The 20,652-nt window shown below is 39.7% G+C and carries 22 protein-coding genes; 5 read left to right on the top strand and 17 right to left on the bottom strand.

Features of this window, described 5'->3' with window-relative positions; translation table 11 throughout:
- The first annotated feature begins 2 nt into the window (after window positions 1–2).
- From HMPREF9999_RS06605 to HMPREF9999_RS06595, 3 genes are read left to right on the top strand one after another with little or no spacing between them, the layout of a single operon-like run.
- Window positions 3–749, top strand: coding sequence for an MlaE family ABC transporter permease (locus tag HMPREF9999_RS06605; RefSeq protein ID WP_009437742.1), 747 nt, complete (start codon window positions 3–5; stop codon window positions 747–749).
- On the top strand, window positions 746–1,504 hold the full coding sequence (locus tag HMPREF9999_RS06600) for an ABC transporter ATP-binding protein (RefSeq protein WP_009437741.1): 759 nt from the start codon (window positions 746–748) through the stop codon (window positions 1,502–1,504). Before HMPREF9999_RS06605 ends, HMPREF9999_RS06600 begins: the two co-directional genes overlap by 4 nt.
- 2 nt (window positions 1,505–1,506) lie before the next feature.
- Complete coding sequence (locus HMPREF9999_RS06595; protein WP_009437740.1) at window positions 1,507–1,839, top strand: DUF3256 family protein; 333 nt, start codon at window positions 1,507–1,509, stop codon at window positions 1,837–1,839.
- Between the two features lie 127 nt (window positions 1,840–1,966).
- Here the strand turns inward: HMPREF9999_RS06595 and HMPREF9999_RS06590 are convergent, their stop codons facing one another.
- The 16 genes from HMPREF9999_RS06590 to pyrB all read right to left on the bottom strand — a co-directional run bounded on the left by HMPREF9999_RS06590 (window position 1,967) and on the right by pyrB (window position 16,997).
- Window positions 1,967–2,773 carry a glycosyltransferase family A protein gene (locus tag HMPREF9999_RS06590; RefSeq protein WP_009437739.1) on the bottom strand — a complete coding sequence of 269 codons (807 nt, stop codon included), beginning with the start codon at window positions 2,771–2,773 and terminating at the stop codon, window positions 1,967–1,969.
- Window positions 2,770–3,906 carry a DegT/DnrJ/EryC1/StrS family aminotransferase gene (locus HMPREF9999_RS06585; RefSeq protein WP_009437738.1) on the bottom strand — a complete coding sequence of 379 codons (1,137 nt, stop codon included), beginning with the start codon at window positions 3,904–3,906 and terminating at the stop codon, window positions 2,770–2,772. The genes HMPREF9999_RS06590 and HMPREF9999_RS06585 overlap by 4 nt, the downstream gene beginning before the upstream one ends.
- Window positions 3,903–4,874, bottom strand: a complete 972-nt coding sequence (locus HMPREF9999_RS06580; RefSeq protein ID WP_009437737.1) for a GNAT family N-acetyltransferase — start codon at window positions 4,872–4,874, stop codon at window positions 3,903–3,905. Before HMPREF9999_RS06580 ends, HMPREF9999_RS06585 begins: the two co-directional genes overlap by 4 nt.
- 114 nt (window positions 4,875–4,988) lie before the next feature.
- Window positions 4,989–5,435 carry a sugar 3,4-ketoisomerase gene (locus HMPREF9999_RS10290; protein WP_009437734.1) on the bottom strand — a complete coding sequence of 149 codons (447 nt, stop codon included), beginning with the start codon at window positions 5,433–5,435 and terminating at the stop codon, window positions 4,989–4,991.
- Between the two features lie 143 nt (window positions 5,436–5,578).
- Window positions 5,579–6,076 carry a hypothetical protein gene (locus tag HMPREF9999_RS06575; protein WP_009437732.1) on the bottom strand — a complete coding sequence of 166 codons (498 nt, stop codon included), beginning with the start codon at window positions 6,074–6,076 and terminating at the stop codon, window positions 5,579–5,581.
- A gap of 36 nt (window positions 6,077–6,112) precedes the next feature.
- On the bottom strand, window positions 6,113–6,694 hold the full coding sequence (locus tag HMPREF9999_RS06570; RefSeq protein ID WP_009437731.1) for a Maf family nucleotide pyrophosphatase: 582 nt from the start codon (window positions 6,692–6,694) through the stop codon (window positions 6,113–6,115).
- A 59-nt stretch (window positions 6,695–6,753) separates the two neighbouring features.
- A complete protein-coding gene (locus HMPREF9999_RS06565; protein WP_009437730.1) occupies window positions 6,754–7,269 on the bottom strand; it encodes a KdsC family phosphatase in 516 nt (171 codons plus the stop codon).
- Window positions 7,266–8,066 carry a Rossmann-like and DUF2520 domain-containing protein gene (locus HMPREF9999_RS06560; RefSeq protein WP_052316494.1) on the bottom strand — a complete coding sequence of 267 codons (801 nt, stop codon included), beginning with the start codon at window positions 8,064–8,066 and terminating at the stop codon, window positions 7,266–7,268. The genes HMPREF9999_RS06565 and HMPREF9999_RS06560 overlap by 4 nt, the downstream gene beginning before the upstream one ends.
- Window positions 8,067–8,161: 95 nt before the next feature.
- The gene (locus HMPREF9999_RS06555) at window positions 8,162–9,019 is read right to left on the bottom strand and encodes an enoyl-ACP reductase (RefSeq protein ID WP_009437728.1); all 858 of its coding nucleotides are present in this window, start codon (window positions 9,017–9,019) and stop codon (window positions 8,162–8,164) included.
- A 247-nt stretch (window positions 9,020–9,266) separates the two neighbouring features.
- Complete coding sequence (locus tag HMPREF9999_RS06550; protein ID WP_009437727.1) at window positions 9,267–9,905, bottom strand: hypothetical protein; 639 nt, start codon at window positions 9,903–9,905, stop codon at window positions 9,267–9,269.
- Window positions 9,906–9,918: 13 nt separating this feature from the next.
- Window positions 9,919–10,755 carry a 4-(cytidine 5'-diphospho)-2-C-methyl-D-erythritol kinase gene (ispE, locus tag HMPREF9999_RS06545; protein WP_009437726.1) on the bottom strand — a complete coding sequence of 279 codons (837 nt, stop codon included), beginning with the start codon at window positions 10,753–10,755 and terminating at the stop codon, window positions 9,919–9,921.
- Window positions 10,756–10,784: 29 nt separating this feature from the next.
- On the bottom strand, window positions 10,785–12,485 hold the full coding sequence (locus tag HMPREF9999_RS06540; protein WP_009437725.1) for an alpha-amylase family glycosyl hydrolase: 1,701 nt from the start codon (window positions 12,483–12,485) through the stop codon (window positions 10,785–10,787).
- Window positions 12,486–12,660: 175 nt separating this feature from the next.
- Window positions 12,661–13,563: an ACP S-malonyltransferase gene (gene fabD, locus HMPREF9999_RS06535; RefSeq protein WP_009437724.1), complete on the bottom strand. Its 903-nt coding sequence runs from the start codon at window positions 13,561–13,563 to the stop codon at window positions 12,661–12,663.
- Window positions 13,564–14,265: 702 nt separating this feature from the next.
- Complete coding sequence (gene glyA, locus HMPREF9999_RS06530) at window positions 14,266–15,540, bottom strand: serine hydroxymethyltransferase (RefSeq protein WP_009437723.1); 1,275 nt, start codon at window positions 15,538–15,540, stop codon at window positions 14,266–14,268.
- Window positions 15,541–15,575: 35 nt separating this feature from the next.
- Window positions 15,576–16,025, bottom strand: a complete 450-nt coding sequence (locus HMPREF9999_RS06525; protein WP_009437722.1) for an aspartate carbamoyltransferase regulatory subunit — start codon at window positions 16,023–16,025, stop codon at window positions 15,576–15,578.
- A 21-nt stretch (window positions 16,026–16,046) separates the two neighbouring features.
- Window positions 16,047–16,997 carry an aspartate carbamoyltransferase gene (gene pyrB, locus HMPREF9999_RS06520; protein WP_009437721.1) on the bottom strand — a complete coding sequence of 317 codons (951 nt, stop codon included), beginning with the start codon at window positions 16,995–16,997 and terminating at the stop codon, window positions 16,047–16,049.
- Between the two features lie 209 nt (window positions 16,998–17,206).
- Here pyrB and HMPREF9999_RS06515 point away from each other — a divergent pair, with 209 nt between their 5' ends.
- Window positions 17,207–18,964 carry a bifunctional metallophosphatase/5'-nucleotidase gene (locus HMPREF9999_RS06515; protein ID WP_009437720.1) on the top strand — a complete coding sequence of 586 codons (1,758 nt, stop codon included), beginning with the start codon at window positions 17,207–17,209 and terminating at the stop codon, window positions 18,962–18,964.
- Between the two features lie 188 nt (window positions 18,965–19,152).
- A complete protein-coding gene (locus HMPREF9999_RS06510) occupies window positions 19,153–19,809 on the top strand; it encodes a superoxide dismutase (protein WP_009437719.1) in 657 nt (218 codons plus the stop codon).
- A gap of 219 nt (window positions 19,810–20,028) precedes the next feature.
- On the opposite strand, the gene HMPREF9999_RS06505 is transcribed toward HMPREF9999_RS06510, so the two are convergent.
- Window positions 20,029–20,637, bottom strand: a complete 609-nt coding sequence (locus HMPREF9999_RS06505) for an OmpH family outer membrane protein (protein WP_009437718.1) — start codon at window positions 20,635–20,637, stop codon at window positions 20,029–20,031.
- Window positions 20,638–20,652 lie beyond the last annotated feature (15 nt).

Raw genomic sequence — 20,652 nt, 5'->3', positions numbered from 1 at the left:
GGATGCTATTCACATCGTATCTCCAAGCATTAGGACAATATCTTGTCCTAATGAGGAGAGTCTTCGCTATTCCAGAACGATTTCGTATGTTCTGGAAACAGTATGTCAAAGAGATGGCAGCTCTGGGAGTCGACTCCATCGTTATCGTCTTATTAATTTCTTTCTTTATTGGAGCAGTTATATGCATTCAAATCAAACTAAATATAGAAAGCGCATGGATGCCTAAATGGGTAAGCGGTTATGTGACTCGAGAGATAATGCTTCTAGAGTTTTCATCATCTATTATGTGTTTAATCTTAGCAGGTAAAGTAGGTTCTAATATCGCATCAGAAATTGGTACCATGAGAGTGACTCAACAAATAGATGCACTTGAAATCATGGGGATTAATTCTGCCTCCTACCTTATCCTACCAAAGATTATAGGTCTGCTTACCATGATTCCACTATTAGTAGTTTTCTCCACTACGAGTGGTATAATTGGAGCTTATGCAACAGCTTATATAGGTCACATATTAACACCGGCACATCTAACAGAAGGAATTCAGTATGATTTTAATCAATGGTATTTCTGGATGGGAGTGGTTAAAAGCTTCTTTTTTGCTTTTATAATTTCTAGCGTGTCTGCCTATTATGGTTATCGTGTGGAAGGTGGTTCTGTCGAAGTTGGAAAAGCTTCAACAGATGCTGTAGTTAGTTCCTCGATGCTTATACTTTTCTCCGATCTCTTTCTTACACAAATGCTCTCATGATTCAACTTATAGAACTCCGCAAAGACTTTGATGATAAAAAGGTGTTGAAAGGCATCACTACAGTCTTTGAGGCAGGAAAAACTAATCTTATAATTGGGCAGTCTGGATCGGGCAAAACGGTATTGATGAAGTGCATTGTTGGACTATTCGCTCCAACTTCGGGGAAGATAGTCTATGATGGCCGAGACATTGTCCGTATGTCCAAAAAAGAGCGTGTGATGTTACGCCGAGAAATGGGAATGATATTCCAAAGTGCAGCTTTATTTGATAGCCTTACAGTAGAAGAGAATGTAATGTTCCCTCTTGATATGTTTTCAAATGAAAGTTATAAAGAGCGTCTACGAAGAGCCAGATTTTGCTTGGATCGTGTGAACTTATCTGATGCAGGACATAAGTACCCAGGAGAAATCTCTGGAGGTATGCAAAAACGTGTTGCTATTGCACGGGCCATTGCGCTGAAACCTAGGTATCTCTTTTGTGATGAACCTAATTCTGGTTTAGATCCAAAAACATCGCTAGTTATTGATGAGCTAATTCATTCAATCACTCAAGAATATGGCACGACTACTATTATAAATACTCATGACATGAATTCTGTCATGGGAATTGGAGAACACATTCTCTATATATATGAGGGACATCGTGAATGGGAAGGTTCAAAAGAAGAAGTGATGTCGGCAGAAAATGAACGTTTGAATAGCTTTATCTTTGCATCAGATCTATTCCGTAAAATCAAAGAAAGTCAGTCTGAATAACTATGTTCAACTCTTCTACTTCAACCTATCTGGAGTCATTGTTTTATGCAGTACCTCTTGCCATACTCCCCTTACTTAACTCTGGTGCACGTTTGGATTTGTGGGATCTACATAGAGCAGAACAATATGCCGCAGTCAGCAATAACCTTAATGGAGAAACTTCATTGGAGAAAGTTGATGCCAACAGTCTTACTCTCCGTTATACTCCAGCATCTACTTGGAAAATGGAATTACTTCCTGATTCGACGATTAGAATAACTCGAACTTTTTTTGCTAGAGATACGTCACAGATTACCGAACTTTACAATAAAAGATGGCAACGCATCAAGATGTAGTTCATACAAGGGCTTCTAAACATTACAGAACCTCTGTTCATCTTTTGATTTATCCATATAAATATCCCCCACGATTCCTTATCAATTCGTGGGGGATATTTGTATTGAGACCTACATCCGACACTTCCTAGCCATTATGCCTAAGATAGAGAATGCCCTGGTATAGATGACGCAACATGGGTATAAAGTGGCAAAGCCCTCGACGAGTACTATCAGCCGCAAACCAGAGACAGCGAATCCAAGCGGAGGCTCCAAATTTATAATAAGTTAGTGCTCCTTTAGAACGTTGTACACCTGCATCTACATATATCATAGAACGTTTCAACATAGTACTTGTCTCAACAACTTTATAAGGAAAATAGCGAATAGACAATCCAGCTCTAAGAGCATCTATCAACCATACTTCTTCCTCACCACAAGTCAAGAAACGAGTCCCAAGACCAAAACGCTCGTCAAAGCGTACTCTACCTTGAACTCGTTCACGACGACAGACCATTTCTATTGTCGAAATTGTATAATCCTCTGGAACACTTGTTATATTTTTCTCAAACTCTGGATAATTCTTCAATAATTTCCCTGTATAGGTACTCGCACGAAAGAACGCAACATCAATATTAGAGCTTTCATTAAAGATTCTGAAGATATAATCTACCGCACTGTCCGTTAAACGTGCATCATCATCGGCAAACATCACTAAATCAGCTTTTGCTAACTCCAATGCATGGTTACGGTTAGATGAAAGCCCTTGACCTTTATGAGCACTCACTAGTACATCCTCACGTAAAGCCAAAGAAGTGGGCAGCAAATCTAAATAACGCTCGTCCGTATACTGATACGACACAATGTATCGCACATCTTTACGTTGCGGAAGAAGCAAATCATCGATACGAACAATTCCTTTATTCAAGGAGCAAATCAGAATATCTAATGTCATACCTCAAATGAATTTAATGTGTTGATCACAGTAGTCACGTGATTGTCTGATAATACAGGGCTAATGGGTAAACTGAGTTCCTCTGCTGAAAGCAGCTCCGCCACTGGATATGTATTTTCATCAGTCCATAGCATGCTCAAACATTTCTGTTTATGAATCGGAATAGGGTAGTGGACAAGGGTTTCAATTCCATTATCCTTCAAGTAGTTTTGAAGTTTTGTCCGATGCTTAGTGAATATTGGGAAGATATGAAAAACACTCTGCATCTTCTGTTCAATATCCATGGTTGAATAAGGGAGAGTTATATAAGGGTTGAATAATTCCGTTAAATATCTTCGGGCTATAATACGACGCTTATTGTTGTCCTGAGTAAGCTCACGGAGTTTATGACGAAGAAATGCAGCTTGTAGCTCATCTAAACGACTATTTACTCCAAGAAGTTCATGATGATATTTTTCAGATGATCCATAATTAGCCAATTGCCTAATACATTGGGCTAGCCTTGCGTCACTTGTTACAACAGCCCCTCCGTCACCTAAAGCTCCCAAGTTCTTACCTGGATAAAAACTAAAAGCAGCCGCACCTTGCCAGACTCTATCCCCAGCAGAGAATCCAAGATATTGAGCTCCATGAGCTTGGGCAGCATCTTCCAACACAAATAAATTATACTCTTGTGCAATTGAGCTTATAGCTTGCATGTTGGCCATTCTCCCATAAAGATGAACAGGAATAATAGCTCGAGTTCTAGAAGAAATTAGGTCTGACAACCTACTAACATCAAGCAAATAATCTGTTTCTGAAACAGGAGCTAAAACAGGTGTCAATCCTGCTCGAACCACAGCTTGCACTGTAGCAATAAACGTATGCTCGGGTACTAGTATTTCATCTCCATCCTCCCAAGCCGCTAGCATCTTCTTACTTAGAAGCGTAAGCCAAAGAGCGTCCAAGCCATTTGCCACTCCCACACAGTAATCAGCATGGCAGAAATCTGCAAACTCTTCCTCAAACCTTTGAGTTTGAGTGCCAAGCAGTACACGGCCGCTTCGAACAACGTTCTTTAACTCTTCATCGAATGTAGTTATAAACCGTCGGTTTATGGCAGCTACATCCAAGAATTTAATCTTGTCTTTCATGAGAGTTGCAATACATATTTGTCGTAACAAATGGTATGTCCACCAAAGCTTTCTTTCTGGGCAACAAGCCCTGCATTAATTTCTGTACCCTCATTTTCCATTGATGTCCCAAAATCAAAATATCTAGGTTGCTCCGATAAAGGTCTAGCTTGTAACTGTTCAAACAAGGTAGTAAAGAGTAGGTCTAAAGCCCCAAATTTGCGACCTATAGACGAAGCAGCTATATATTGAGCATGAACGACACGAGGAGTATGGAAGAGTAGTGTACCTCCAACTAATGCCCCTTGAGTATCTTCTACCAAATGCAAGCTAATATTATTTGGAAACCTGGCTATCAAGAGTTGAAGCTCCTCTAAACTATGCACAGGGTGCACATTGTGCCTCTCTGACAAGGTAGCAGCAAGAAGACTCCAAAATGAATCTACATTACTAGAATATGATTTTACAGAGAATCCTTGTTTCAAAGCTTTTTTTACTTGTCGTTTCCTATTTGTTGAAAGCACTATAGCTTTATCCAAAGGAATAGTAGTCGAAACGTATCTTTTAAATAATCTAGCACCACATCTATACAATGCAAAAATCTGATCATCAGCTGGTCTATCGTGATATATGCTGGGGACAGGAGATACTATAATTCGATTTGCTTTATACTTTTCGCGATAAAACTGCACAACTGCATTGACTATCACACACGTTTCAATAACTCCTACGCATTGTCCTAATACTAGACCTCCGTAAGTAAGACCACCATGACTTCTAATTTCTTTATCATCCTCATGCCAAGTAGCTGGGAACAAAGCTCGTAAGCGTTGTTTGTCATCATGAACTAATAAAGAAGCATCACAAAATCGATCAGAATGGTAGTCCATGAAGGACCTTTCAAAAAGAAAGGTTGCATTTCTTGATGACTGCACAAAGGTATCCCAAATATGTTTGTCTGTAGTCTTAAATGCGCGAATATATATCATAAGAAATCAATATGAATCAGATACAGAATCAAGAAAATCCTAAAAGCAGAAAAGAACATAATATCTCTAACGAGAAAGCCTCCATAGAACAACCAAAGGAGACAGAACAACAAACTATCTGGAATTATGTTTAATTAAACTGCATTCTCTAAGAAAACCATCAAAAGTATGTAAGTAGCCATCAGGGTCATAGAGTTCGGATGTAAAGCATAACCCAACAAAATCTGATGAGAAATCATAAAGTTTCGCCCAAACCATGGATGGAATATGTATGAACCGCGAACAAGAATCTAATGTTACAACTATCTTTTGTGTCAAATCTCGTAGCTCTAACTTACAACTACCTTGCAATGCACCAAGCAACTCATGAGTTGTACGATGTGCATGACCACCGCGCTCAGCGTGCTCTGGTACATTGGTAATCCAAAATGTACGCTGTGGGAAAAATGGTAATTCAAAATGTTCAACTACATTCAAACTTCCACGTTCATCTGCGAACTGTGGTATATCAATCCATTCTACACCCAAAGGGGCAGAAGACAATTGGGAGGGGGAGATCATAATTCTAAACCTCAATTAAACATAATGACCATTCAACTAAAAGAAGGGCAAAACAAGAAACTTTTAAGATAACAGGGAATCTTCTTTTCGCTGGACTACATACTGATGTGTTTGAAAGAGGATGATGAAAAGAACAGTAAAAATCAATCAAGAACTCGGAATACCTTAGTTAAAGTAACAACATACTTTAGTGTTGATGCTTTGTACGATATATCACCTCCATTATTAGGAAGTCGACGAGCAATTGGAATCTGTCCATTTCCAATCCCTGCAACGTCGTAGGTGGCAATCATAGTAATTCTATAATTTCCACTTTCTTGGACAGTTATAGTATCTGTAGCTTCCTTGGCTTTCTCATCGTAAACTCGGGAACTTATGTATCGCTGACTACTATTATCTGCAGGTGCTACCGTCCAGTAGTAATGAACTTGATAAAGATGCTTTCCCTGTTTGGCCTCAATAGCAGAAACCACAAAGGGTTGACCTGCTTTTAGATCAGCATTCTCAACCAAGTTTTTAGCTTGAAAACCTACAAACTCTGGAAATGTAGCTGTATACTCTGCTTTATCCTCGGAACATGAGTAGAAAGAGGTAATCAGCATCAATAATAATGCTTTAAGTTTCAAATTAAACATAATCATTGCCTTTACTATATTCTTGGTCGATTATACTCTAAACTAAAAATTCAGTAGAACCTCATAAAGCCTTTGCACTGGTAACCCCATAACATTGACATATGAACCTTTAATTCCACTAATCCCTACGGCTCCAATCCATTCTTGAATACCATAACTGCCTGCTTTATCATATGGTTTATAGCAATCTACATAAAAGTCTATCATTTCGGAGGACAAAGTCGTAAATTGCACTTCCGTATGCACCGACTCCACTACAGACTTATCTTTTGTATAAACCCCGAATGCTGTTGTCACGACATGTTCTTTACCGCTGAGCAAAAGCAACATCTCCACAGCTTCTGCCCTACTCTTCGGTTTACCAAGAACCTTACCATTTATACGTACTACCGTATCTGCGACTACCAGCATTTGGTCGTCACTCAGACTTGGTAAATATGCAGATGCTTTTTTTTGAGTAATAAAGGCCGCAACCTCATCATCACTCAATTCAGTTGGATAACTTTCGTCTATACCAGGAATTACATAGGTTCGAAAAGGTAGTCCAATTTGACTTAACAACTCTTGCCTACGTGGCGAATTGCTCGCCAAAAGTACTTGATATTTCTTTAGATGTTCAAGCATAAGAGTTTTATGATTCAACTTCAAGAATAAAGTTCAAAAAAGAATCTAGGGTGTACTTTCTACCAACCAAAAGCCTCTGAGTTATGCATCCATAAATTCTTAGCGCGCAATACTTGTTCTACAACATCCCGAACACAGCCTTTTCCTCCTGAATACTCTGAAACATAGATAGAAATAGCCTTTATCTCAGGTACTGCATCCTTAGGACAACATGGACAACCGCAACATCTCATGACTTCGAAATCTGGTATATCATCACCCATATAAAGTACTTCATCAGCTTTCAACCCATTAGCCGTTATATATTCTTCAAAAACGTCTATTTTAACAGATACCCCCATAAAAATATCGGTAATACCTAATCCCATATAGCGTTCTTTGATAGTTTCATTCTTACCACCTGTAATAATAGCTACATCAAGTCCCATCTTTACAGCATGTTGGAGCGCGTATCCGTCCTTTGTGTTTGCAGTCCTAACAGGTTGTCCACCTAGCAGCAGAACGTTGCTTTCGCTCAATACCCCATCTACGTCGAAGATGAGCGCACGAATTTTAGACAAGTCGTAATTAATCATTGATGAAAAGTCTGATAGATACTCTCAGTCAAAATATTATAGATTAGCAGATGTTGAGGCTCTTGCGCCAAAATCGCTGAATGACATTCAATAACACGTTGATCTTTTCGAATAGCAGGTCCTGTTTGTGCTTCACGAGCAGATACAGTTTTAATTTTAGCAGCAGTTTCTTCAATTAATGGTTGTAACCACTCTGTTGGAAATCCATTCTGTTTTAACTGCTGTTCTGCTATATCATACAGATGATTGACAAAGTTACAAGCAAAAACGGCAGATAAATGTAATAATCTACGATGCTCCGAGGATAATGTATAAACTTTATTGGAAACACTGCGAGCTAATTCCATTAATTTCATTGTATCTTCTGTAGTAGATCCTTCTACGAAACACGGAATCTTCTTAAAATCAACGTCACGCTCTTTAGAAAAAGTCTGCAAAGGATATAAAACCCCATAAGGTATTCCTGCAGGAGCAAGCACATTTATATCAACACTGCCTGAAGTATGTACTATTAGCCCCTCGCTAAGATTACCTGGCCACTCTTCTGCAATCGTAGAGATTACGTCATCCTTAGTGGCTATTAAGTATACATCAGCCTTTGGAAGCTCATCAAGTCGAGATGTGGCCATACTCTCCTGCCCTATTCTGAGAGAAAGGCTCCTAGCTGTTTCTCCAGTCTTACTACATATTCCCACCACGTGGTGTCCAGCTTTAACAAGAGATAAAGCTAGATGCGTAGCAAGATTTCCTGCTCCTACAAGAGCAATCTTCATAGAAGTTGTTGGAAAAGTAGTCATATATGGCAAATTTACGCAATTCTCTGCAGAAAACAAAGAAGTGCAGCACAAAAGTACTGCACTTCCTATTGGATATTAAGGCAAACAACTACAGATTATCCATAGATAATGTTACCATTCTCATCTTCAAACGCTGCGGTATCTTTCGAGTATTGGTTCATAGCCCGCATGCTCATACCCATGCTTGAGAACCCACCGTCGTGATAAAGATTTTGCATGGTTACCTTGCGGGTAAGGTCAGAGAACATTACAATAGTATAATCTGCACATTCTTCAGCAGTAGCATTGCCTAATGGAGACATTTTGTCAGCAAAATCCATGAGATCGCTCATACCCTTCACACCGCTACCAGCAGTTGTAGGAGTAGGACTTTGAGATATAGTATTCACACGAACGTGCTTTTCGCGTCCATAAATATAGCCAAAGGAGCGAGCAATACTTTCTAACAAGCTCTTGGCATCAGCCATATCGTTATAGCCGAAGAAAGTACGTTGCGCTGCCACATAAGATAGAGCAACTACAGATGCATATTCATTAAGTGCATCTTGCTTCTTAGCCACTTGCAACATCTTATGAAAAGAGAGTGCTGAAATGTCAAGAGTTTTGTTGAGATAGTTATAATCTAAATCATCGTAAGTACGTTGCTTACGAACATTTAGGCTCATTCCGATGGAGTGAAGAACAAAATCAATTTTACCTCCGAGTAAACGCTGGCTTTCAGAGAAAACTTTCTCCAAATCTTCGACACTAGTCGCATCAGCTGGGATGATTGGAGCATTGAGTTGCTCAGAAAGACCGTTTAATTCGCCCATACGTAAAGCAACAGGCGTATTAGTGAGGGTAATGCTTGCCCCTTCTTCTACAGCCTTTACAGCTACTTTCCAAGCTATGGAGTGTTCATTGAGTGCGCCGAAAATAATACCGCGCTTTCCTTTGAGGAGATTGTGACTCATATGCAGTTTAAAAGATAATGATCTCCCAATAAGAGAGATTATGTTATGAATTATTCTGCGCAAAAATAGCGATTTTGTGCAAAACAGCCAACCTATAACTGAATAATTTTACTCTAGAGGAGTTTTTTTTCATTTTACTGCCATATTTGATGCTTGAGAAAAAGAGAAAATCAGGTTATATACACACAAAAAACTTTCTATATTTCAGCAAGAACAAATATATTAACAAGTAAAAGCCCATTCACAGCTAATAATAATCCTTCGGATCTATACAAAGTGTTGCTAGCATATCTGCACTCTGCAATAATGGCACTAGCGCAAACTTTCGGCAAGCTTCATAATAGGATTTTCTCATCTGAGATCCAGCCTCTCCAGCTTCAAATGCACCTCGATGCCAACGAATAGCAAGCAATTCATCCCGATGAAGTTTGAGATAATGCGAAACTATAAGATTAGATTTCTCTCCATGGCCGTAAGGAAATTCGTCTTCTTCCTCATAACCTGAATAGGTCTCCCAATATCCATAGGGATTTTTACGTCTTTTCTCACAAGGCTTATAGCGGTTACACTTCCATATATCATGAAAAAGTGCTACTATCGCTAAACTCTCTTCAGGAATCGGGTCATAGCATGCATTATCATCACTAAATACGTGTGGTTGTAACGTTGATTTATAGATACGTAGCAAGGTTTCAAACACATTTAGCGAATGCAGACACAATCCTCCAGGCTCATCTAAATGATGAGACGGAGAGGCTGGTGCAGAAAAGAAATCTGTATTGCAATTCAGGTATTCAAGAAGCCCGATTAATCCGTCTCGTTTAATGTAAAATCGACTTACATCTAAGAAAATCTTTCGGTTCTTTAGTATTTCATCTTCTGTCATAGCCTAATTCTAATCAGAGGAATGAGCGCAAACGCATCTCAGAAACAAAGCAATCACGAAACACCTCTTCAGCTTCAGGCTGCCGATTACGGAATAAACCAAAGACACTTGAACCACTACCGGACATAGAGGCATACACTGCACCCATATCATATAATGTTTGTTTGATAGCTGAAATCTCTGGATAGCGCTGAAAAACACTTAGTTCAAAGTCATTCTTTATCGTGTCTCTCCAGGTTTCCACAGGACGGGACAAAGAGAGTAATAAACTCTCACTTGAGGCTCGAGGTGTCACTAAAGCATAAGCTTCCCTAGTAGAAACATGTACTCTAGGTTTAACAAGTACCAGATTCCATCCAGAAAGTTCGAAGTCAATTGGCGTAAGTTCGTCGCCTATACCTGTGGCATACGCAGGGCGCGCGTGATAGAAAAAAGGACAATCAGCTCCTATTCTGCTTAATCGAAATTCAACATCATCATCATCCATGCCAAGTTCATATTCTTCATTGAGCAATCGCATCATAAAAGCAGCATCACTACTGCCCCCTCCTAAACCTGCACCAGAGGGAATTCGCTTATGTAGCCAAACTTCAACAGGAGGAATCTGGGGATAGTCCTCGCGAAGTTGACGATAAACCTTGACAACAAGATTATTATCAGGACTCCCATCAAGTTGAAGCCCCGTTTCATGCAGCAAACAAGGCTGAGTAGCATTAGGTGCTGATATGACCTCTAGATTATCATGCAAAGGTATGGGATAGAAAACAGTCTCAATATCATGATAGCCATCAGGACGGCGAGCAACAATATTAAGACCTAAATTAATTTTGGCGCAAGGAAAGACTACCATGGTCCAATCATATTTATAGGTTCAAGGAATTAGCATTTCACAGACAATAGAACAGCTTTATTAGCTCCTACTTTTACCTGTGTGAATGCATCAGGAATAAGGGTTATTGAAGTTTTCTCTCCAGAAAGAATATCTTCGGTAGAGAAATTCCCAGAAGTCATTGATAGAAAATCAAAGGCATGCATAGGTATACGAACCCCACAATCTGCATCTTTATCTGAAAAGTTTGCTACACAAAGAAGGAGTTCATCTTTGCCTCGTCTCAAGAAAGCAAAATGACGTTGGGGATCAAAGCCTTCACTTCCATCATAATTAACATACATCAAGTCGTAAAAAAGCCCTTCTCTTAGTGCTTGATTTATATTTCTCAATCGAAGAACGCTCTCATAACACTTATACAAATACAACTCTTTGTCTGTCAATATTTTATTTGGCACATTCTTACCCTTTGCTCCAGAAGATATCAAAGCTAATTTTCGAAGACTAGACACACTCCAATAGTCAAAAATGGTAGTTCGCCCATCTTTTCCAGAAAAACCTTCTGCATCCATTCCCTTCTCTCCGATTTCCTGACCAGCATACACCATCAAAGGGTTGTTGCCTATAAAAGCAGCAACAGCTAATGCAGGTATTGCTTTGTTCGCATCTCCACAAAAGAAATCAGAAGCTATACGTTGTTCATCATGATTTTCTAAAAAATAGAGCATATACTCCTTAATATCATCTGTACTTTGCCACACAGAAGTTATATTAGAAGCTGGTGCATTTTTACAAATCACAGCACGAAGAGTATCATAAAGTCCAACCTTATCATAAAGGTAATCAAAGCCTCCGTGATGGATATAACTACGATAAAGATTAGGATTATAGACTTCTGCAATAAACTGAACTTCATACTTTGCTTTTACTTTTGCAATTGCATGTTGCCAAAAGTAAACAGGCACCATTTCCGCCATATCACAACGAAATGCATCTACTCCCTTGGCAGCCCAAAAAAGCAGTATGTCAGTCATTTTTTGCCAAGTAGAAGGGATGGGATCGAAGTGTTGCGCTCCCCCACCGTTATAATCTACTCCATAATTAAGCTTGATTGTTTCATACCAATCGTTTGGACCAGGCCAAGCATGAAACACATCATTACCTGTTGCCTTAGCAGGATATTCTATATATGGAATCCCTCCGTGTCCATTATGCACAAAACTCTCTGTATGCAATGGTTCTCCCCAGCAATAGTAGAAGTTATTACGCGGAGAAAAAGCCATTTCATCATCATCATTAACCCCTAGATCCTCAAAATCTTTAGGAGCTACATCAGAATGATAAGATCGTGCCACATGATTAGGCACAAAATCAATTACAACTTTCAAGCCTGCTTTGTGAGTTCGTTCCACTAAAGCTTCAAATTCCGCCATACGTTGAGACACATCTTCAGCAAGATCGGGGTCAACATCAAAGTAATCTTTAATAGCGTAGGGAGAACCTGCCCTACCTTTTACTATCCAAGGATGATCTGGACGAATTCCATAGTGTGAATAGTCTGTTTGAGTAGCATGCTCTAAAACTCCCGTGAACCACACGTGAGAAAAACCAAAATCTTTAATACGCTGCAATCTATCAGTTGTAAAATCATTGAATTTAGCTACACCATTGCTCTCAATGGTTCCATTAGGAAGATTCTGAGCTGGTGACCAAGCACCGTATAATCGCGTAAAAACTTGATATATATTCATGGGGATCTAAAGTAGGGGCTTTCATACCATCGAAGAGCATTGCTCAAAGGAGACACGTAAGCCAGAAGCAATCCTCTAAAAATAAAAATATTCTACAGAATAATCGGGCAATAAAAAGAAGCAGAAGCCACAGCCCCTTGATGAGTCTGCAGCATCTGCTTTTATCTTTTAGGTATTAAAGGCTAGCACCTTGCACTGAAACGTCTGAATTTCCCTTGCATATTTTGGAAATCATACCTTGCAATGCCTTACCAGGACCGCATTCTGTGAAAACTGTAGCACCTGCTGCCACCATGCTATTCACTTCCTTTGTCCACAATACAGAAGAAGTCAACTGAGCAATAAGATTTACTTTGATTTCTTCGGGAGATGTGTGAGCAGTCCCATCAACATTCTGATAGACTGGACACTTAGGCTCTGCAAATGATGTAGTTGCAATCGCTTTCTCCAACTCATCTTTTGCAGCCTGCATAACAGGAGAATGGAACGCACCGCCAACAGGAAGAACAAGTGCACGTTTTGCACCAGCCTCTTTCAATTTTTCACAGGCCATCTCAATGGCTTCACGTTCACCTGAAATCACGAGCTGTCCAGGACAATTATAGTTGGCAGGCACTACTATCTGACCCGTTTCTTTTGCAACTGCAGCACAAATATCCTCAATGACTTGATCTTCTAAGCCAATAACAGCAGCCATAGTACCAGGGCGAGCCTCACAAGCAGTCTGCATAGCCATTGCACGCTTAGCGACCAAGCGTAGCCCGTCTTCAAAAGAAAGAGCACCAGCAGCTGTAAGTGCGGAAAGCTCTCCTAAAGAGTGACCTGCAACCATATCAGGACGAAAATCTTCTCCTAAGCAAAGCGCAGAAATCACACTATGCAAGAAGACAGCCGGTTGTGTCACTTTTGTTTGCTTGAGCTCTTCATCTGTACCACTAAACATGATATCTGTGATGTTAAAGCCCAAAATCTGATTGGCTTTATCAAAATATTCCTTGGCAATGGGATGATTCTCGTAAAGATCTTTGCCCATGCCTACGTACTGTGCACCTTGTCCAGGGAAAACGTATGCGTTCATTGTGATGATATTTGAATCTATAAATGAGTTTTACTTGAAATGTAACGTGCATTTCTCTTTACAAACAGAGAAATATCACTCTTTCCGAGAGCAAATATACTAATTATTTTGCGAAAAGAACTGTTTGAGATAGATATTTGATATCTCTTCTCTAAAATCTCCAATCTTTTGAAACAGTCATACTACCCTAGTCTTAACATTAGAAAATTCAATCACAGACTAGAATTCGTAGTACCAATTAAGACCATGATAACACAACGTTTTAACATTGAGAATCGTGTATTTTCTATGCTCTAGTCATGTAATGAAGTCATCAACCTCATAACTCTTAACCAGGCAACGCAGTATCTACCGCTCATTTCTACATGTTAAGGATGCTTCTGAATCTAACCAGCATAATTTCTCCGAGTTTTTTCATCTAAAACTCCCAGCCCAAGAACAAAATCTCCTATTTTACGCTATAAAAATAAGGAAATAACCTAGACATTGTCAAATAACCCAAAGTCTTTCCTAGTAGGCCACGTCAAAACACATCAAAAACACACATACTTACACCTATTCATACCTAACGACTTGTCTTGATAATTCGCGATTTTAACAAATTACGTAGCCATATAGTACTTGCAATCTCTCATAAACTTATCAAGGACAAACATCTACTGCATCTAGATATTTGCCCTTGATAGAAAATCCTTTTTTCACTTACCAAACAAACAATGGATAATCTTTCATAAGCTTATTCACGTATGTGCGAATTTCGGCTATAACAGACTCATTGTCATAATTGTCCAACACTCGTTCTATTAGAGCTGCAACCTCTACTACTAAGTCCTCTTTTGCTCCTCTAGTGGTAATTGCAGCTGTCCCGAGACGAATGCCAGAAGTCTGGAATGCACTACGACTATCGAAAGGTACCATATTCTTGTTTACAGTTATGTCTGCTGCAACAAGAGCATTTTCGGCTTGTTTCCCCGTGAGCTCTGGATACTTATGGCGTAAATCGATAAGCATAGAATGATTATCTGTACCCCCAGAGACTATGTCAAAACCTCGCTTAGAAAGCTCTGTAGCTAAGACACGTGCATTCTTTTGCACTTGCTTCGCCCATACTTTGAATTCAGGACGTAGAGCTTCGCCAAATGCAACAGCTTTTGCAGCTATTACATGCTCTAATGGCCCCCCTTGAATACCGGGAAAAACTGCACTATTAATGATTTGAGACATCTTTTTAATCACTCCTTTAGGTGTAGTGATTCCCCAGGGATTGTCAAAATCTTTCCCCAATAGAATAACTCCCCCTCGAGGCCCTCTCAGTGTTTTATGAGTGGTTGAAGTCACTATATGGGCGTACTTCACAGGATTCTCTAAAACCCCAGCAGCTATAAGTCCTGCTGGATGGGCCATATCCACCATCAATAACGCTCCAACTTTATCTGCAATAGAACGCATACGAGCATAATCCCATTCACGACTATAAGCAGAACCGCCGCCTACGATTAGTTTAGGCTTATGCTCTAGTGCTAGTCTTTCCATCTCGTCATAGTCCACTAAACCAGTTGCACGAACTAGATGATATGGCACTGGCTCGTATAAGATACCAGAAGTGTTCACAGCAGAACCATGTGATAGATGTCCCCCGTGATCAAGGCTAAGCCCTAGGAATTTATCTCCAGGTTTCATGACTGCTAAAAACACAGCTTGATTAGCCTGTGCTCCTGAGTGAGGTTGTACATTAGCATACTCGGCATCGAAGAGTGTACAAAGTCGATCAATAGCTAACTGCTCTACTTGATCGACAACCTGACAGCCACCATAATACCGGTGTCCAGGATAACCTTCTGCATACTTGTTTGTTAATACACTACCCATTGCAAGCATCACTTCATCACTTACGAAGTTTTCGCTAGCAATCAGCTCTACGCCATGAACTTGACGGTTCTTTTCAGCAGTAATAAGGTCGAAAATCTGTTGATCCATACTAATTATATAAGGGTAAGACTAGAAAAATAGTACTACACCAGTTTTACTTGAGTAAGGAGTTGTTCCATGTCACAATAGTGGCAAGAAAGAATTCCATCGCTCACTGTAAATCGAGTGGGCATTGGTTCGTTATTACAAATGCATTTCGGATTGTTACACCGGACAATATTAGTTAGCTCAGTAGGTAAGACTACAGCACGCTTCTCTACAACGGTGTAATCTTTGATAATGCTTAAAGTAACATTAGGCGCTACAACTGATAACTGGTTAAGTTCTAATTCAGAGAAAAAGCGATTGGCTATTTTGATGATACTCTTACGATTCATTGCACTACTCCGAAGATTATAACCTATAAACACAGTATCATGGTCTAATTCTTCAATTCCCAAAAGACGAATAACTTCAAATAGTCTATTGGATGGGATATGATCAATCACCGTTCCATTCTCAATGGCGGCAACCATGAGTTTTTCTCTTTTCATGGTGTGACTTACTCTAAATTTTCAGTGAATAACTGTTGTATCTTTTTTAATATCCTCGAGGGGGATTCCCAAGACATCACATAGAATAGCCTCACGAGCATAGAGACCATTCAAAGCCTGTTGAAAATAATAAGCATGCGGAGTTTCATCTACATCTTGCGTAATTTCATTCACACGTGGGAGAGGATGCAGAATTCGCATATTATCTTTAGCTTTCCCCAACATGTCACCTCGGAGTATATAGACATCCTTCACCCGCTCATATTCCATTAAATCAGAAAAACGTTCACGTTGCACACGCGTCATGTAGATAATATCAGCAGCCGCAATGGTGTCTTCATTAAACTCCTCGTGCTCTACAAATTTAATGCCATGCTTGTTGCAGTACTGCTTGTACTCTTCAGGCATGGCAAGTTCTTTTGGAGCAATAAAATGGAAAGTTGGATTAAAATGACGCATAGCCATAATCAAAGAATGAACCGTACGACCATATTTCAAATCACCAACAAGATGAATATTCAAGTTCTCAAGCGTTCCCTGAGTTTGAAGCATTGTGTAAAGGTCAAGTAAGGTCTGAGAAGGATGTTGGTGCGCTCCATCTCCTGCATTGACTACTGGGGTGGATGTTAGTTCACTTGCGTACAGTGCAGCTCCTTCTAGAAAGTGGCGCATAACAATCACATCACTATAATTGGCCACCATCATAATGGTGTCTTTGAGCGTTTCACCTTTAGTCGATGAAGTTACTTTCGGATCTGTAAATCCGATAACACTTGCTCCAAGTCTATGAGCGGCAGTTTCAAAGGAAAGTCTTGTACGTGTCGAAGGTTCAAAAAACAGGGTGGCAACAATGCGGCCATCCAGCAGTTTTCGGTTAGGATGACGCTCGAACTCTTGAGCCATCTCCATGAGATAAAGGATCTTATCGCGAGAAAGATCTGCGATACTAACCAAGCTACTGTTGTGTAACATAGAAGCGTTTGGATTGTTGTATTGAGAATTTAACTCCAAAACTACTAATAAATTGGATAATAACCAAAGAAAAGGGGGTTAAACTTGTGTTTCACGGCTTAACAAACATATATATAGATTGTCCTTCAATGAAATTAAAGTAGTAATCTTGGATAGCCGATAGATTATTACTACCTTTGTAGCTAGTTTTTTAGGTAATATAGATACAAATGAACACAAAACGACTCGCTACTTGGGTTATTCTTTGTAGTCTTTTCTGGACTGGAAGTGCATTGGCCCAAAAAGTTGCTAAGACTATTAGTTTCTCGATTGTAGAAACATCAGATGTGCATGGCAATTATTTTCCTTATGATTTTATCAATGGCAAACCTGGAGAAGGAAGCCTCAGTCGCGTTTCCACTTATGTAAAACAATTACGCAAAGAAAGAGGCAATCATCGTATTCTTCTTGTGGATAATGGCGATATTTTACAAGGACAACCATCAGCATATTACTACAACTACGTAGACACCGCATCTTCTCATCTCTGCGCTCGCATGCTCAATGACATGGGATATCTCTGTGCAACATTAGGAAATCATGACGTTGAGACAGGACACGCCGTATATGATAAATGGATGGATGAATGTGGCTTTGCTGTTCTTGGTGCGAACGTATATAAGCGCTCTGATCAGCGTCCTTATCTCACAGCTTATGTGCAAGAAGAAGTAGATGGCGTTCGCATCGCCGTTTTAGGTATGATCACGCCAACGATTCCTCAATGGTTACCTGAACATCTTTGGTCAAATTTAGATTTTAAAGATGCAACCGAAACAGCAAAACGGCTTGTTCCTAAGATACGCAGAGCAGCAAAAGCAGACGTTATCGCAGTAGTGGTTCACAGCGGAGTAGGTCCAGAGCATAGCAAGTCTCGCATGTTAGATCATTGTGCTTATCAAATTGCAGAGCAAGTACCGGGCATTGATGTAGTATTCTGTGGTCATGATCATCGTGAAGCAAATAGAGAAATCCTTAATGATAGTACACAGCAAAAGGTTCTCGTGCTCAACCCTGGGGCCAATGCTATGCGCGTGGCTCAAGCAGACTTTATGTTGGGACTTGATTCTAATGGGAAAGTGGTGAAGAAACAAATTACAGGACAACTGGTAGACATCCGTAATCAAGAACCAGACCAAGACTTTCTCAAAAGGTTTCAAAAGGATTTTGAAGCTATAAAAGAATTCACTACCCAAGTAATTGGCTATAATAAAGCGACACTTGACACTCGTCCTGCATTTTTTGGCTCTTCACCTTTCGTTGACTACATTCACCAGATTCAGCTCGCAGTCACTGGAGCAGACATTAGTTTTGCCGCTCCTCTGTCTTTTGATGCTGCTATACCTATTGGTCCGATAAGGATGGCAGACTTATTTAACTTATACAAGTACGAAAATCAACTATTAGTATTGAGCCTTACAGGATTAGAGATAAAGCACTATCTTGAGGAGAGTTACGGAATATGGACTAATCAAATGCACAACTCTTCTGATCATTTCCTTCTTTTCCGACCTGATTTAGAGAAGGCTTTGGAGCCTTGGCAACGTCTTCGATTTTCGTCTTACAACTTTGATTCTGCAGCAGGAATCAATTATACAGTTGATGTTCGTAAGCCCAAAGGTGAAAAGGTTTCTATACTTAGTATGGCTGATGGTACTCCTTTTGATTTGACTAAAAAATATCGTGTCGCTGTCAATTCATATCGGGCTAATGGTGGCGGCGGTCTACTCACCAAGGGGGCAGGAATCCCCTTAGACAAACTAAGAACTAGAGTTTTATGGACTAGTGATAGAGAAATGAGAGAATATCTTAGAAGAGATATTTCAAGACAGTCTGAAATCAACCCGCAATCACTAAACAACTGGAGATTCATTCCGACAGATTGGGTGAAACAAGCAGAGATTCGTGATGCAGAAATCCTCTTTAAATAACTAGTTAAGAGACTTTGCTCATAGCCACCTGCCACTTTGTGAAATCATTAAACCGTAAGTTCACCGCTAGAGCATGTAGTTTCATCACTTTTCATCGTTATGTCTTGCACGATTAAAAAAGAAATACTACCTTTGCCGTAGATAAAGCTAAATACAAACATAACTACCTTTAAAACATCACTACGATTATGTCTCTTTCTCATATCGCCCTGAGCCTTTATGCCGCTGGAGCATTGGCCAACACCCAACCCGTAAATGGTAAGTTTGAGCTTCTTACTCTCCCCTATGAAACTTCAGCCCTTGAACCCGTTATTGGTGCTAAGACGGTAGAAATTCATCATGGTAAGCATCTCAACACTTATGTTACCAACCTTAATAACCTTCTTCCAGGAAGCGGTTTCGAAGGCATGAGTTTGGAAGAAATTGTTGAGAAGTCTGAAGGCGGCATTTTCAACAATGCTGGACAACTTCTTAATCACAACCTATACTTTACGCAATTTGCTGCGCCCAATCCCGAACGTAAACCAGTAGGAAAGCTAGCTGCTGCTATCGATTCACAGTATGGTTCTTTTGATACTTTCAAGCAAGAATTTCAGCAGAAAGGTGCTACCCTCTTTGGGTCTGGATGGGTATGGCTTTCTACAGATAAAGAAGGTAAACTTGTCATTACACAAGAAGCCAACGGAAGCAACCCTATTCGTCAAGGATTGAAACCTTTAATGGGGATTGACGTTTGGGAGCACGCATACTATCTTGACTATCAAAACCGACGCCCAGACCACTTAGCTGCAGTTTGGCAAATCATTGATTGGAATGTTGTCGAAGCTCGTTATGCTTCTAAGTAAGAAACTGCATTTCTTTTATCAATCTCTCTTGAAAAAATCACCCCCATGGTATTAGGAATATACCATGGGGGTGATTGTGCATAAACAACTCTTAGACAAAGACTCTAGACTTAAATAAACAAGAATGTTGAGTAGATCTGTTAGTAAAGACTATACGCATGATTCTAGATTGTGCCCTCGATAGCTCGAAATCTCTTACTAAAACGAAGATGAAGAGCACTATTTGCAATTCTTGAATCGTTTATTTAATCCATCTACAACCTCTTTAGTAATGTCAAGTTTATCGTTTGCGTATAACACATTGTCACCTTGTTTAGAGATAATCATATCATAATGCTTCTCCCTGTTATAGTCTTTGAGAAACGACTGCACACTATCACGCAATGTCTTATTGAACTTTTCTTGCGCTTTAAGCATTCGCTGTTGCACATCCTGTTGAAGTTTTGCTCCTTCTTGTTGCAAACGAATTAAACGCTGCTGAGCAGCCTCTCCTTGAGCCTGAGATGTAAATGCACCAGATTGGACTTTCTGTTGAAAATCTACTGAAGCCTTTTGGAACTGCGACATTTTTGCATTGATCTGAGCTTCATATTGTTTGGATTTAGCTTCAAGAGCAGCTTTTTCCTTTATGCAAAACTCATATTGAGTAAGAAGGGAATCTACTTCTACATAAGCCAAAGTATTTCCAGAAGTCTCGGAATTAGCAACTTGATTTGATGTTTTGATGGCAGTGCCCTTAGGGGCTTCTTTCTTATCGCAACTTGTAAAGCTGATGGTGATAGCAATACAAAGCAAAATAAAAGGCGTGGAGAATTTTACACTAAACATGATGTAAGAGTTTTA

This window comes from Alloprevotella sp. oral taxon 473 str. F0040, from assembly GCF_000318095.2.
GTDB lineage: Bacteria > Bacteroidota > Bacteroidia > Bacteroidales > Bacteroidaceae > Alloprevotella.
The sequence above is the reverse complement of the archived record's forward strand: the minus strand, read 5'-3'. Positions and strand labels throughout refer to the sequence as shown.

Excerpts from the sequence above, each read along its gene's own strand:
- HMPREF9999_RS06585 (WP_009437738.1), bottom strand. The coding sequence starts at position 3,906 with ATGAAAGACAAGATTAAATTCTTGGATGTAGCTGCCATAAACCGACGG.
- HMPREF9999_RS06605 (WP_009437742.1), top strand. The coding sequence starts at position 3 with ATGCTATTCACATCGTATCTCCAAGCATTAGGACAATATCTTGTCCTA.
- fabD (WP_009437724.1), bottom strand. The coding sequence starts at position 13,563 with ATGAACGCATACGTTTTCCCTGGACAAGGTGCACAGTACGTAGGCATG.
- HMPREF9999_RS06595 (WP_009437740.1), top strand. The coding sequence starts at position 1,507 with ATGTTCAACTCTTCTACTTCAACCTATCTGGAGTCATTGTTTTATGCA.
- HMPREF9999_RS06540 (WP_009437725.1), bottom strand. The coding sequence starts at position 12,485 with ATGAATATATATCAAGTTTTTACGCGATTATACGGTGCTTGGTCACCA.
- HMPREF9999_RS06565 (WP_009437730.1), bottom strand. The coding sequence starts at position 7,269 with ATGATTAATTACGACTTGTCTAAAATTCGTGCGCTCATCTTCGACGTA.
- HMPREF9999_RS06590 (WP_009437739.1), bottom strand. The coding sequence starts at position 2,773 with ATGACATTAGATATTCTGATTTGCTCCTTGAATAAAGGAATTGTTCGT.
- HMPREF9999_RS06570 (WP_009437731.1), bottom strand. The coding sequence starts at position 6,694 with ATGCTTGAACATCTAAAGAAATATCAAGTACTTTTGGCGAGCAATTCG.
- HMPREF9999_RS06580 (WP_009437737.1), bottom strand. The coding sequence starts at position 4,874 with ATGATATATATTCGCGCATTTAAGACTACAGACAAACATATTTGGGAT.
- ispE (WP_009437726.1), bottom strand. The coding sequence starts at position 10,755 with ATGGTAGTCTTTCCTTGCGCCAAAATTAATTTAGGTCTTAATATTGTT.
- HMPREF9999_RS06555 (WP_009437728.1), bottom strand. The coding sequence starts at position 9,019 with ATGAGTCACAATCTCCTCAAAGGAAAGCGCGGTATTATTTTCGGCGCA.
- HMPREF9999_RS06560 (WP_052316494.1), bottom strand. The coding sequence starts at position 8,066 with ATGACTACTTTTCCAACAACTTCTATGAAGATTGCTCTTGTAGGAGCA.
- HMPREF9999_RS06550 (WP_009437727.1), bottom strand. The coding sequence starts at position 9,905 with ATGACAGAAGATGAAATACTAAAGAACCGAAAGATTTTCTTAGATGTA.
- pyrB (WP_009437721.1), bottom strand. The coding sequence starts at position 16,997 with ATGTTACACAACAGTAGCTTGGTTAGTATCGCAGATCTTTCTCGCGAT.
- HMPREF9999_RS06515 (WP_009437720.1), top strand. The coding sequence starts at position 17,207 with ATGAACACAAAACGACTCGCTACTTGGGTTATTCTTTGTAGTCTTTTC.
- HMPREF9999_RS06505 (WP_009437718.1), bottom strand. The coding sequence starts at position 20,637 with ATGTTTAGTGTAAAATTCTCCACGCCTTTTATTTTGCTTTGTATTGCT.
- HMPREF9999_RS06575 (WP_009437732.1), bottom strand. The coding sequence starts at position 6,076 with ATGATTATGTTTAATTTGAAACTTAAAGCATTATTATTGATGCTGATT.
- glyA (WP_009437723.1), bottom strand. The coding sequence starts at position 15,540 with ATGGATCAACAGATTTTCGACCTTATTACTGCTGAAAAGAACCGTCAA.
- HMPREF9999_RS06510 (WP_009437719.1), top strand. The coding sequence starts at position 19,153 with ATGTCTCTTTCTCATATCGCCCTGAGCCTTTATGCCGCTGGAGCATTG.
- HMPREF9999_RS10290 (WP_009437734.1), bottom strand. The coding sequence starts at position 5,435 with ATGATCTCCCCCTCCCAATTGTCTTCTGCCCCTTTGGGTGTAGAATGG.
- HMPREF9999_RS06525 (WP_009437722.1), bottom strand. The coding sequence starts at position 16,025 with ATGAAAAGAGAAAAACTCATGGTTGCCGCCATTGAGAATGGAACGGTG.
- HMPREF9999_RS06600 (WP_009437741.1), top strand. The coding sequence starts at position 746 with ATGATTCAACTTATAGAACTCCGCAAAGACTTTGATGATAAAAAGGTG.